The sequence below is a fragment of the Azospirillum sp. A1-3 genome, assembly GCF_023806445.1.
Classification (GTDB): Bacteria; Pseudomonadota; Alphaproteobacteria; order Azospirillales; family Azospirillaceae; genus Azospirillum.
This window is the reverse complement of the sequence record NZ_JAMSLU010000003.1, coordinates 589,346-602,194: the sequence shown is the minus strand read 5'-3', so window position 1 is coordinate 602,194 and position 12,849 is coordinate 589,346. Positions and strand designations below refer to the sequence as shown.

Here is a 12,849-nt window from a genome sequence, read left to right as displayed (position 1 = left end):
CCGTGTGAGGGCGAGGCGAGTGTTCCCGATCCTCGAACGCGCCGGCCACCCCCAGGCCGGCGCGTTTTTCTTTCTGCGCATCGTGACTTCCGGGTCGCGCGGTCCGGCAATTGAAAAAACCAAGCACGCCGCCCGGGAACCAACCGGCAGCAGCCGTGTTGGAACCGCCAATGGTGTGATTCCTCCCTGAACCGCCAGTCCTTTCGCCGCCGGGCGCCGCCGCGAGATCATGCGGATTGGCGCCGGCGGCGAATTTTTATCTGGATGGATAACGGCCCTGTCACCGCTTTCATTTCGTCAATTGGTGACTTTCACAACCCGACGCTTGCAACCCGTTTAATCCAACGTTAAGGACATCGGCACACGGTTGGGGTTGGGCGTCATCGGGTCCGGGTTTGTGCATGGAAGACCAAGAGTTGGATCGGTCCCTGATGGATGGCATTCCGCCGGATGAGTTGGCCGATTTCGTCCAATGGCGGGAGCGCGTGCGCGGCACGAACATCTCCGAAAAGACGCTGCTGGCGACCGACTATCTCAATCACTTCAACGAAATCGTGATGCTGATCGAGATGATTCCGGACATGCCGGACATGCTGGAGGAATGCCGCATCTGGCAACCCAAGAGCTATGCCGAACATTTCCGCGACAGCGGTTTTTCCGACAAGGAACTGGCGATCGAGGCCTACGGCCATGTGCCGTCGAAGTTTCTCCGCCCCTTCGAGGACACCATCGCCCAGGCCCATCAGGTGATCGCCCACACGCTGGAGCGGATCGGCACCGACATCGACAGCGGCGATCCCGACAAGCTGCGGATGGACTGCCAGGCCTCCGTCGCGATGATCCACCGCATCATCCAGATCGCCAACGGCATCATCCACGGCACCGCCCATGTGATGGAGCAGGGCGAGATCGACATCTATCTGCAGAACGGCTGACGGTTGGTACGCCGACCCGTACTTTCGGTCCGAATCGTGCGTCTTACCAACGAAAAACAGGCCTTTTCAGTCACTTGTCCCGGCACGAATGGCGATTGATGGTGCACCCACCATTCGTTCGTTGCATGGCTCACTCGTCCCCCCTGGCACTATAGTCGAAGCATAAAAGATAAGACGGAGGCGTGTTCATGCGTCCTCTGCGGGGGGAGATGGAGCATTGCCCATGAAGGGATGCGCATTCGCGCCGGCCGATGGCATGGCCGTGTCTGAACCGCGCGTGTGGCGGCCGGTTCCGCCCACCGATCACGCCGGCCCCATCCTCCCCGTCAGCCAATGGGGGGAGGCAGCACCGCGCATGACGCCATCCGGACATCTGGACAGCTTCACCCGTGACCGGCTGCCGGCGCCGGCGCAACGCCCCGACCTGATTCTCGAACGCCCCGAACTCCAATACCCGCAGCGCCTGAACGCCGCCTCCGTCCTGATCGACGGCTGGCGCGAGCGCGGCTGGGACGGACGCCCCTGCCTGATCGGCGGCGACGGCGAGGTGTGGAGCTATGGCCGGATGCGCGACACCGTCGACCGCATCGCCCGCGTCCTGACCGAGGATTACGGGCTGGTCACCGGCAACCGCGTCCTGCTGCGCGGCCCCAACACGCCGATGCTGGCCGCCTGCTGGCTGGCGGTCATCAAGGCCGGCGGCGTTCTGGTGCCGACGATGCCGCTGCTGCGCGCGCCGGAACTGGCCGACGTGCTGAAGCGCGCCGCCATCGACATGGCGCTGTGCGACACCCATTACCTCGACGACCTGGAAGAGGCGGCGCTGCCGTCGCTGCGCATCGTCGGCTTCCGCGATGGCGAGCTGGAACACCGCATCGCCACCAAGCCGGCCGGGTTCGAGGCCGCCGACACGGCGCAGGACGACGTGGCGCTGATCGCCTTCACCTCCGGCACCACCGGAACGCCGAAGGCCGCCGCTCATTTCCACCGCCATCTGCTGGCGATCTCCGACCTGTCGCCGCGCTCGGTGCTGGGCACGACGGCCGAGGACGTGTTCTGCGGCTCGCCGACGCTGGCCTTCGCCTATGGGCTGGGCGGGCTGCTGCTGTTCCCGCTGCGCATCGGCGCGTCGGTTATCCTGCTGGAGCGCGGGACCGCCGACCGGCTGCTGGAGGCCGCCACCCGCCACCGCGCTACGGTGATGTTCACCGTGCCCACGGTCTACCGCGGCATGATCGGCCGCATGGCCGCCGATCCTGGGCTGGCGAATGGGCTGTCCTCCCTGCGCCTCTGCGTATCGGCTGGGGAGCCACTGCCGCAGCAGACCTTCGAGGGTTGGCGCGACGCCACCGGGCTGCAGATCCTCGACAGCCTGGGCACCACCGAGCTGCTGAACGCCGTGCTGCATGCCGTCCCCGGCGATGTCCGGCCGGGCTCCACCGGAAAGCCGGTGCCGGGATACGAGGCGATGGTGGTCGACGACCAGTTCCGCCGGCTGCCCCCCGGACAGGTCGGCCGGCTGGCGGTGCGCGGCGCGACCGGCTGCCTCTATCTCGACGATCCGCGCCAGGAAAGCTATGTCCAGCAGGGCTGGAACCTGACCGGCGACGCCTTCCACGTCGATGAGGACGGCTTCTTCTGGTATCACGCCCGCACCGACGACCTGATCGTCTCGGCCGGCTACAAGATCTCCGGTCTGGAAGTCGAGAACATCCTGCTGAGCCACGAGGCGGTGCAGGAATGCGCGGTGATCGCCGCTCCGGATCCGGTGCGCGGCACCATCCCCAAGGCCTTCGTCGTTCTGCATGACGACGTCCGTCCCGACGAGCGTCTGGCGGAGGAGCTGCAGAGCTTCGTCAAGGAGCACATCGCGCCCTACAAGTACCCCCGCGCGGTGGAATTCCTCGACGCGCTGCCGCGCACGGAGACCGGCAAGGTCCAGCGCTTCAAGTTGCGCCGCCGCGCCTGGCAGCCGGACGACGAGGAGTAGGGCGTCGCTTTACCGGGGAAAGCCGGCGAAGCGGGTCAGCCGGATGTTGCGCGCTTTCAAGAGCGCGGCGAACTCCGGACCGCGCAGATAGTCGTATTCGGCGCGCCGCGGCTCGACCAGCGTGTCGACGCGGCGCAGTTCCTCGTCGGGCAGGCCGGGATGGACCATCACCAGGGTCCGGCCGCCGATCCCATCGAGGAAACGCGGCATCAGCTCGGCGAAAGGCCGGTTGTCGGCGAAGTCGTAGACACCGGCGAAGCGGTCGTTGGCGGGAATGCCGCGCGCCCGCGCCATGCGCCTCAGCCCGCCGCCCAGCCCGCCGATCAGCAGCGTTTTCGGCACCGCGACGCCCCGGCGCAGCACCGCCGCCACCGGCTCCCCGCACAGGCGGACATAGGCGCCGGGCAGGGTGTCCAGCGCCTCCACCACCGCGTCGCGGATGCTGGGCAACTGGTGGATGTGCTGGTGGCCGTCGATATAGTCGGGCGGCGCCCCCCAGGCTTCGGTGAAGGCGGCGATCTGGCGCGACAGTTCGTCACGGATCTCCGCACGCGCCGCCGGTGCGTTCAGTTTCCCGCGATAGGCCCAGCCCATCAGCCGGCCCAGCGGCGGCAGCCGCCCATCCGGCGCCAGCGTCGGCATGGCGCCCAGCGGCGGCTGGTCGGTCAGGGTGAAATGCAGCCCGACATCGGCCTTGTCCTTCAGCTCGCGCAAGGCCGCGGCCCCGCCGCGCCAATGCGGGCAGAGGCTCATGACCGACGTCGCGGTCAGCCGTCCTTGGGCGATCAGGTCACGGATGGCGGCGTTGACGCCGGGCGACAGACCATAATCGTCGGCACAGAGCAGGAGCGGGGTGGGCGCGGTATCGGGCATGACCGGACGGAAGCAGGATGCGGAGTTCCGGCCAAGATGGGCGGGCGGCTCCGATCAAGCAATACCGATCAAGCAATACCGATCAAGCGATATCCATCAAGCCGCTTCGGTCGCCGGCTCCGCCGCCGGCTTGCGGGCTTGCAGGGTGGCCAGCATCACGCCGGGCAGGACCAGCGCCACCCCCATCAGGTGAAAGCCCTGCAGCGGCTCGGACAGCAGAACCCAGGACGCCAGCGCCGCCCACAGAGGCGACACGTACAGCGCGGTGGAAGCGCGCGCGGCCCCCATCATCGCGATGGTCTTCTGATAGGCCAGCAGAGCCAGGACCGACGCGAACAGCGCGACCGCGACGATCGACAGGATGGTGGAGACGGAGAAGGGAACCGGCCGCACCGCCACCGTCTCCCACGCATAGAAGGGAGCCAGCACCAGCACCCCGGCGAAGGCATTGGCGGCGAAGGCGGTGACCACCGGCAGGGGTGTGCCCGATTGCCGCAGCAGGATGGTGTAGACCGACCATGACACCGCCCCGGTCAACACCAGCAGGTCGCCGGAATTGAAGGACAGGTGGCGCAAGGCGTCGAGATCGCCGCGGGTCAGGATCACCAGCACACCGGCCATCGCCAGCAGGATGCCCAGCACCTGCCGCGGCCGGATCGCGTCGCCCAGCCAGACGGCGGCCAGCGCCAGGATCATCGCCGGGCTGGTCGCATAGATCAGGCTGGCGTTGGTGGCGCTGGTCCGCTCCAGCCCGTAATAGACGATGGCGCCCGAAATCCCCTGGCCCAGCACGCCCAGCAGCAGATAGCGCCGCCACTGCCGCTTCAATTGAACACGGTGGGTCAGCAGCCCCGGCAAGGCGAAGGGCAGCACGATCAGGAAGGCGATCAGCCAGCGCCAGAAGGCCAGCCCGATCGGCGGCACCACATGCGCCACCGCCCGCCCGACCACCGGGTTAGAGGCCAGCAGGGCGGAACCGACGATGTAGAGGCCATAAGCGGCCAACGGGCCGGCCAGCGGACCGGTTCGCAGGAAGGACGGCAGGAGCGGAAGCGACATCGCCGGATCGGTATCCGAAAAGGGGGTTCCATGACGGGTGCAACCCAGCCTAGCATGGCGGCCGCGGCCGCCCTTCACGGCAGCTGTGCATGGCAGCCGTCCGACTCCCGTCGGCTGCGGGCATTGCCGGAATGGTCCACCCGGATAACCTGATTCGCAGGGGAAGGGAACTATCGATTCGGTCAACCGGATGGTTGACTTTGCAACTGTTTCGTTTTTGGGGGCGAAAATGTGTCCATACGGACGTATTGGTGCCCAAAAATATGCTCTGCGCCACGGTATAGCCACGTATGCATGTTGGCGTTGACAGGTGGCTTTGCCACGCGCCAAATGGCGACGCTATTTCCAAAAGCGTTCTGGCAAATTTCCGTACGCTCCAACCGGAATCGGGAGGCAAGACGAATGAAGCGCATCCTGCTGGGTGCCGGGCTTGGTATGGCCGCGGCGCTGGCGCTGTCGGCGCCGGCCCAGGCGGCGAAGACCCTTGTTTATTGCTCCGAGGGTAGCCCCGAAAACTTCAACCCCATGTTGAACACGACCGGCACCAGTTTCGACGTTGCTCTCCCGGTCTACAACAACCTCGTCCAGTTTGAGCATGGCGGCACCAAGGTCGTTCCCGGCCTCGCCGAGTCCTGGACCATCTCCGACGATGGTCTGGTCTACACCTTCAAGCTGCGCGCCGGCGCCAAGTGGCACAGCAACAACGATTTCAAGCCGACGCGCGACGCCAACGCCGACGACGTGATCTTCTCGTTCGAGCGCCAGTGGAAGGCCGACAATCCCTTCCACAAGGTCTCGGGCGGCGCCTACGACTACTTCAACGACATGGCGATGCCGAAGTTGTTGAAGTCGATCGAGAAGGTTGACGACCTGACGGTCAAGTTCACGCTGAACGCGGTCGAGGCGCCGTTCCTGGCCAACCTCGCCATGCCGTTCGCGCCGATCATGTCGGCCGAATACGCCGCGATGCTGCTGAAGAAGGGCACGCCGGAGAAGCTGGACCAGGTTCCCATCGGCACCGGTCCCTTCCAGTTCGTCGCCTACCAGAAGGACGCCGTCATCCGCTACAAGGCGTTCGAGCAGTATTGGGGCGGCAAGCAGCCGCTGGACAACCTCGTCTTCGCGATCACGCCCGACGCGGCGGTCCGGCTGGCCAAGCTGAAGGCCGGCGAATGCCAGGTGATGCCGTACCCGAATCCGGCCGACATCGACAGCATGAAGAAGGACAACTCGATCGTCGTTCAGGAGCAGGAAGGCCTGAACGTCGGTTACGTTTCCTTCAACGTGACGAAGAAGCCGTTCGACGACGTGCGTGTCCGCCGCGCCGTCAGCATGGCGATGGACAAGAAGGCGATGGTCGCCGCGGTCTATCAGTCCGCCGGCGTCCCGGCCAAGAACCCGATCCCGCCGACCATGTGGTCGTACAACAACGCGATCGAGGATTATCCCTACGACGTCGAGCGGGCGAAGAAGCTGCTGGCCGATGCCGGCTACCCCAACGGTTTCGAGACCGATCTGTGGGCGATGCCGGTGCAGCGTCCGTACAACCCCAATGCCAAGCGCATCGCCGAGATGATGCAGGCCGATCTGGCCAAGGTCGGCATCAAGGCGAAGATCGTGCAGTACGAGTGGGGTGAGTACCGCAAGCGGATGCAGCAGGGCGAGCACCAGATGGGCATGCTCGGCTGGACCGGCGACAACGGCGACCCCGACAACTTCCTCTACACCCTGCTGGGTTGCGAGGCGGCGCGTCCGGGCGGCAACAACCTGTCGAAGTGGTGCAACAAGGAGTTCGACGACCTCGTCGTCCAGGCCAAGCGCACCAACGACATCGCTGCCCGCACCAAGCTGTACGAGCAGGCGCAGGTCATCTTCAAGGAAGAGGCCCCCTGGTACACCATCGCCCATTCGGTGGTTTACATGGGCCTCGCCAAGAACGTCGTCGGCTACAAGATGGATCCGTTCGGCGTCCATCGCTTCGAAGGCGTCGATCTGAAGTGATGCGTGGCGCACCCCTGCAAAAAAGGGGGTGCGGCGATGACCGTTTTGGGTTGGAGGCATGGGTTGCCACGCCTCCAACCCTATGAATCGAGTGACATTCCCGACCCTGCGCGAGTGGGGGAGGGCCGGAGTGGGGGCAGGTGCCCCTGACGGAACGGGGCGTCGGCCCGAGCGGTTTTCCTGCCGGGCCAGCGCTCCGTTCCAGTTTTCACCGCAGTTTTAAAAAACGAGTACCCCTCGATGCTTCGCTTCATCCTGACGCGGGTGAGCTTGGTGATTCCGACCTTTCTCGGCATCACCTTTCTGACCTTCATCCTGATCCGGCTGGTTCCCGGCGACCCCATCGAGGTGCGCGTCGGCGAACGGGGCATCGCGCCCGAACGGCTCGCCGCCCTCCGCCATGAACTGGGTCTCGACCAATCGCTCTGGCAACAGTTCCTCGACTATGTCGGCAACGTGCTGTCGGGTGATTTCGGCCTGTCGCTGGTCACCCACAATTCGGTGCTGAGCGAGTTCCTGACGCTGTTCCCGGCGACGCTGGAACTGGCGCTGTGCGCCATGCTGTTCGCGACGCTGGTCGGGCTGCCCGCCGGCATCCTGGCGGCGGTGAAGCGCGGATCGCTGTTCGACCACGGCGTGATGGGCCTCAGCCTGACCGGCTATTCGATGCCGATCTTCTGGTGGGGCCTGCTGCTGATCCTGTTCTTCTCGGTCGGGCTGGGCTGGACCCCGGTGTCGGGCCGCCTGGATCTGGTCTATTACGTGGAGCCGGCGACCGGCTTCATGCTGATCGACACGCTGATGGCCGGGGATTACGAGGCGTTCCGCTCCGCGCTGGGCCATCTGGTGCTGCCGACCATCGTGCTGGGCACCGTGCCGCTGGCCGTGGTGGCGCGCATGACGCGCTCGGCCATGCTGGAGGTGCTGGGCGAGGATTACATCCGCACCGCCCGCGCCAAGGGGCTGGACGACGGCCGGGTCATCGGCATGCACGCGTTGCGCAACGCGCTGATCCCGGTGGTGACCGTCATCGGTCTGCAGGTCGGCACGCTGCTGGGCGGCGCCATCCTGACCGAGACCATCTTCTCCTGGCCGGGCGTCGGCAAATGGCTGATCGAATCGATCAACCGCCGCGACTATCCGGCCCTGCAGGGCGGTGTCCTGCTGATCGCCACCTCGGTGATCCTGGTCAACCTGCTGGTGGACGTGCTTTACGGCGTCCTCAACCCCCGCATCCGTCACGCGCGGTGAGGCCAATCCATGTCCGCTGAATATTCGACCAACGCAGAACCCGCCACCCCCGAACCGGTCGCCGTGTCGCGCCCGCCGCACCCGCTGACCGAGTTCTGGTATCACTTCCGCCAGAACAAGGGCGCGCTGGGCGGTCTGGTGGTGATCACGCTGATCGCGCTGATCGCCATCTTCGCCGGCGTCATCGCCCCGCACGACCCCGACATCCAGTACCGCGATGCGATCCTGACCCCGCCGGTCTGGCAGGATGGCGGCACCTGGACCTACATCCTGGGCACCGACGACATCGGCCGCGACATGCTGTCCCGCCTGATGTACGGCGCGCGGCTGTCGATGATGATCGGCCTGATCGTCGTCACCCTGTCGCTGGCCGTCGGGCTGGGGCTGGGGCTGATCGCCGGCTTCTTCGGCGGGATGGCCGACGTGCTGATCATGCGCGGCATGGACATCCTGCTGGCTCTGCCCTCGCTGCTGCTGGCCGTCGTGGTGGCCGCCATCCTCGGGCCGGGGCTGGTGAACGCCATGCTGGCGGTGTCGGTGGTGGTGATCCCGCATTATGCCCGCCTGACCCGCGCCGCCGTGCTGGCGGAGGTGAACAAGGACTATGTCGTCGCCTCCCGCGTCGCCGGGGCCGGGCCGATGCGCCTGATGCTGATCGTGGTGCTGCCGAACTGTCTGGCGCCGCTGATCGTGCAGGCGACGCTGGGCTTCTCCACCGCCATCCTGGACGCGGCCGCGCTCGGCTTCCTCGGTCTCGGCGCCCAGCCGCCGACGCCGGAATGGGGCACCATGCTGGCCTCCTCGCTGCAGTTCCTTCAGCGCGCGCCCTGGGTCGTGACCTGGCCCGGCATCGCCATCCTGGTGACCGTGCTGGCCTTCAATCTGTTGGGCGACGGTCTTCGCGACGCGCTCGACCCCAAGCTGAAACGTTGACCTCATGCCTCTTCTCGACATCAAGAACCTGTCGGTCGAGTTCACCACCCGCGCCGGCACCTTCCGCGCGGTGGATGGCATCGACCTGACCGTGGACGAAGGCGAGGTCGTCGGCATCGTCGGCGAATCCGGCTCCGGCAAGTCCGTGACCTCGCTGGCCGTGATGGGGCTTCTCGGCTCCAACGGCCGGGTGGTTGCCGACCGGATGACGTTCGCCGGCAAAGACCTGCTGACCATGCCCGCCGCCCAGCGCCGGAAGATCACCGGCAAGGACGTCGCCATGGTCTTCCAGGAGCCGATGACCAGCCTGAACCCCTGCTTCACCGTCGGCTTCCAGATCATGGAGACGCTGCGGGTGCATGAGGGGCTGTCCGGAAAGGCGCTGCGCAACCGCGCCATCGCCCTGCTGGAGCAGGTCGGCATTCCCGCGCCGGAATCGCGCCTGTCCGCCTTCCCGCACCAGCTGTCGGGCGGCATGAGCCAGCGCGTAATGATCGCCATCGCCATCGCCTGCAACCCGCGCCTGCTGGTGGCGGACGAGCCGACGACCGCGCTGGACGTCACCATCCAGAAGCAGATCCTCGACCTGCTGGTCCAGCTGCAGCGCGAACGCGGCATGGCGCTGATCCTCATCACCCACGACATGGGCGTGGTGGCGGAAACGGCCCAGCGCGTCGTCGTCATGTATGCCGGTCAGGTGGCGGAGACGCGGCCCGTCGGCTCCCTGTTCGAGCGGCCGCGCCACCCCTACACCGGCGCCCTGCTCGACGCGCTGCCGGAGCGGGCGCTGGGCAAGCGCCGGCTGCCGACTATTCCCGGCATGGTGCCGGGCATCGCCGACCGGCCGGCCGGCTGCCTGTTCAGCCCGCGCTGCCGCTTCGCCGACGCCCGCTGCCGTGCCGAGCGCCCGGCCCTGTTCGATGTGGACGACGGGCGCGCGCGCTGTTTCTACCCGCTGCCGGACGGCCATCTCGCCGCCGGGGAGGCGCTGTGATGAGCATCGAGACCGAACCCCACAACGACCCCCATATCTTCGAGGCCGTGGCCGACATGTCGGTCGTGCTGGAGGCGCGCGATCTGCGCAAGCACTATGCGGTCAAGCGCGGCGCCTTCAAGCCGTTGGCGACGGTGAAGGCGCTGGACGGCGTATCCTTCCGCCTGCAGGCCGGCAAGACGCTGGCGGTGGTCGGCGAGTCGGGCTGCGGCAAGTCGACGCTGGCCCGCTCCGTCACCATGATCGAGCCGCCGAGTTCGGGCGAGCTGCTCTATGACGGCCGTGAGGTCGTCGGCCGCAACGCGGCGGAGATGAAGGAACTGCGCCGCACGGTGCAGATGGTCTTCCAGAACCCCTACGGCTCGCTGAACCCGCGCAAGACGGTCGGCTCCATCCTGACCGAGCCGCTGGTCATCAACACCGACATGGACAAGCACGAGCGGCGCGACCGCGCGGTGGCCATGATGGGGAAGGTGGGCCTGCGTCCCGATCAGGTCGACCGCTACCCGCACATGTTCTCCGGCGGCCAGCGCCAGCGCATCGCCATCGCCCGCGCCCTGATGCTGAACCCGCGCGTCGTGGTGGCGGACGAGCCGGTGTCGGCGCTCGACGTGTCGATCCAGGCGCAGGTGCTGAACCTGATGATGGATCTGCAGGAGGAGCTGAACCTTGCCTACCTGTTCATCTCCCACGATCTCAGCGTCGTGCGGCACATCGCCGATTCGCTGATGGTGATGTATCTGGGCAAGCCGGTGGAGCATGGTGCCAAGGACGTGGTCTTCACCCGGCCGCGCCACCCCTACACCCGCATCCTGCTGGCGGCGACGCCGCGGGTGAACCCGGACCTGCGCATGGACCGGGTGGTGCCGAAGGGCGAGTTGCCTTCGCCGCTGAACCCGCCACCGGGCTGTGCGTTCCACAAGCGCTGCCCCTTCGCCACCGACCGCTGCGCCGCGGAGGTTCCGCCGTTGCGCCCGGTCGACGAACGGCTGGTGGCCTGCCATTACGCCGAAGAGATGAACTGACCGGCCCCTCAGCTGTTTGAAGGGCGACTGTTCGGAAGGCGGCTGTTGAGTGCGGCGGCCGTCTTCTTTACGGTGGGCCCGATTCGTTCCTCAGCCGTCCTATCAGGGAGAGTGCCGCCATGCCGTCGTTCGACATCGTGTCCGAGACGGACGTCCACGAGATCGACAATGCTCTCGCCGGTGTCCGCCGCGAGATCGAAACCCGGTTCGACTTCAAGGGCTCGAAATGCACCGTCGAGCGGACCGAGAACGAGATCGTCCTGCTGGCCGACGACGCGCCGAAGCTGGCGCAGATGCAGGAACTGCTGCGCGTCTACGTGACCCGGCGCAAGCTCGACGCTGCGGCGCTCGACTTCACCGCCCAGCCGCAGCGCGCCGCGGGCGATGCGCTGCGCCACACCGTGACGATCAAGCAGGGAATCGCGCAGGATCTGGCGAAGACCATCGTCAAAGGGATCAAGGACAGCAAGATGAAGGTCCAGGTCTCGATCCAGGGCGATGAACTGCGGGTGACGGGCAAGAAGCGCGACGACCTGCAGGAGGCCATCGCCCTGGTCAAGCGGCTGGGCATCGAGCAGCCGTTGCAGTACCAGAATTTTCGCGATTGACGGCACTCCGGACCGGCAAGGCTTGCCGGCCGCTGGGAAACTTCTGCCGGGCGGCTGGGTAATTTTTGCCGGGCAAATCGTCGCAGGGGCGGGTGGGGCCCTTGCGATCCGCCGGTTGTGTTGATGGCGTGATTTTTGCGTGTGTCCCTGCGGTTCGCCACTAACCGCAGGGAATCGTCCCATGTCGATGATGGCCAACAGCGAGGCCACGCAAGCAATGCGCATCAGGGCGGAAGACGTCCTGGAGCGCAAAGGGGCGTCCGCGTCCCGGCAGGCGGGTGCGCTGGCCGGTCAGTTCGCGGCGATGCTGGAAACCCTGAACGGGGTGGGGGAGGGTGGAACCTCCGGCGCCGACGGCACCGGCGTGGTGCCGAACGCCCAGCCCGCCGTCCGTCTCGGTGTCGGCGCCGTCACGCTGTTCGCCCAGGAAGAGGGGCAGGGCGACGCCGCCATGGACCCCACCGCAGCGGTGCCCGACCCGCAGGACCCGGCGACCGCGATGCAGGTGGTGGAAAGCGCCATCCAGGCCGGCGACGGAACCAACTTCCGCTGGCTGACCACCCTGCTGACGCAGAACTCCGCGGCGTAGTGCTTTAAGCAGACCGCTCAGAACCCCCGACCGAACTCGGCCCAGGACTGCGGGACGTCCGCCGATTCCGGCTTGCGCTTGCCGCCGCCGTGGCGGGTGCGGAAGCCGGCGAACAGGTCCGCCATCGCGATGTGCGGCAGCGCCTCGCCAAAGGTGAAGCCGGCGGGAGCGATGCCGGCCGGAGCCAGGGCGGCGGGACCGGCGAACAGGCGGCTCAGAATGCTCGACATCATGTGATTTCCCCTTGCTGCGGCACCGTCCGTCGGCGCCGTCGACCATGAACGGATCATGCGCCCGCCTCTGCGCCGCAGCAAGATATTCTGTATACCAGATACCGTATTTCAAATATGTGTGCGCCGCATGGCTCGGCCTTGACAGCTTTGTTCGCGGGCCAAGCAATAGGTGCATGGCAGCAATCGCGGAAAAGCGAGCCTTTTCAATGCATTCCACGATGTGGAAAAGAATAACGCATTCGGTATCCGGTATTTGGAATACGAATTGTTGAGGCGCACTGTCATCTCCGAACGGCGCATGATGCGGTGCGATACGGATGGACCGCCGCACTCCGGAAATCCTGCGCTCCCACGCTCA

At 66.4% G+C, this 12,849-nt stretch carries 12 protein-coding genes; 9 read left to right on the top strand and 3 right to left on the bottom strand.

All coding sequences use genetic code 11. The annotated features are described in order from the left end of the window. Positions 1 to 431 precede the first annotated feature (431 nt). Positions 432 to 935, top strand: coding sequence for a hypothetical protein (locus M5E06_RS20535; protein WP_109153348.1), 504 nt, complete (start codon positions 432 to 434; stop codon positions 933 to 935). Positions 936 to 1,290: 355 nt separating this feature from the next. Beyond that, complete coding sequence (locus M5E06_RS20530; RefSeq protein WP_252139773.1) at positions 1,291 to 2,925, top strand: AMP-binding protein; 1,635 nt, start codon at positions 1,291 to 1,293, stop codon at positions 2,923 to 2,925. Between the two features lie 9 nt (positions 2,926 to 2,934). Here the strand turns inward: M5E06_RS20530 and M5E06_RS20525 are convergent, their stop codons facing one another. After that, on the bottom strand, positions 2,935 to 3,798 hold the full coding sequence (locus M5E06_RS20525; RefSeq protein WP_252139772.1) for a ChbG/HpnK family deacetylase: 864 nt from the start codon (positions 3,796 to 3,798) through the stop codon (positions 2,935 to 2,937). 96 nt (positions 3,799 to 3,894) lie between these two features. Beyond that, entirely contained in the window at positions 3,895 to 4,857 is a 963-nt protein-coding gene (locus tag M5E06_RS20520) for a DMT family transporter (protein WP_247871397.1), read from the bottom strand. A gap of 402 nt (positions 4,858 to 5,259) precedes the next feature. Here M5E06_RS20520 and M5E06_RS20515 point away from each other — a divergent pair, with 402 nt between their 5' ends. From M5E06_RS20515 to M5E06_RS20485, 7 genes are all read left to right on the top strand, one after another. Continuing rightward, positions 5,260 to 6,858, top strand: a complete 1,599-nt coding sequence (locus tag M5E06_RS20515; RefSeq protein WP_252139771.1) for an ABC transporter substrate-binding protein — start codon at positions 5,260 to 5,262, stop codon at positions 6,856 to 6,858. A gap of 240 nt (positions 6,859 to 7,098) precedes the next feature. Next, entirely contained in the window at positions 7,099 to 8,109 is a 1,011-nt protein-coding gene (locus M5E06_RS20510) for an ABC transporter permease subunit (RefSeq protein WP_252139770.1), read from the top strand. A 9-nt stretch (positions 8,110 to 8,118) separates the two neighbouring features. Continuing rightward, positions 8,119 to 9,042: an ABC transporter permease subunit gene (locus M5E06_RS20505; protein ID WP_199230965.1), complete on the top strand. Its 924-nt coding sequence runs from the start codon at positions 8,119 to 8,121 to the stop codon at positions 9,040 to 9,042. Positions 9,043 to 9,046: 4 nt separating this feature from the next. Further along, a complete protein-coding gene (locus M5E06_RS20500; protein WP_252139769.1) occupies positions 9,047 to 10,036 on the top strand; it encodes an ABC transporter ATP-binding protein in 990 nt (329 codons plus the stop codon). A 56-nt stretch (positions 10,037 to 10,092) separates the two neighbouring features. Beyond that, complete coding sequence (locus tag M5E06_RS20495; protein ID WP_252139938.1) at positions 10,093 to 11,061, top strand: peptide ABC transporter ATP-binding protein; 969 nt, start codon at positions 10,093 to 10,095, stop codon at positions 11,059 to 11,061. Between the two features lie 119 nt (positions 11,062 to 11,180). Next, positions 11,181 to 11,669, top strand: coding sequence for a YajQ family cyclic di-GMP-binding protein (locus M5E06_RS20490; protein WP_109074657.1), 489 nt, complete (start codon positions 11,181 to 11,183; stop codon positions 11,667 to 11,669). Positions 11,670 to 11,850: 181 nt separating this feature from the next. Further along, the gene (locus M5E06_RS20485; protein WP_252139768.1) at positions 11,851 to 12,258 is read left to right on the top strand and encodes a hypothetical protein; all 408 of its coding nucleotides are present in this window, start codon (positions 11,851 to 11,853) and stop codon (positions 12,256 to 12,258) included. Positions 12,259 to 12,275: 17 nt separating this feature from the next. Here the strand turns inward: M5E06_RS20485 and M5E06_RS20480 are convergent, their stop codons facing one another. Continuing rightward, positions 12,276 to 12,491, bottom strand: coding sequence for a hypothetical protein (locus M5E06_RS20480; protein ID WP_252139767.1), 216 nt, complete (start codon positions 12,489 to 12,491; stop codon positions 12,276 to 12,278). Between the last annotated feature and the right edge of the window lie 358 nt (positions 12,492 to 12,849).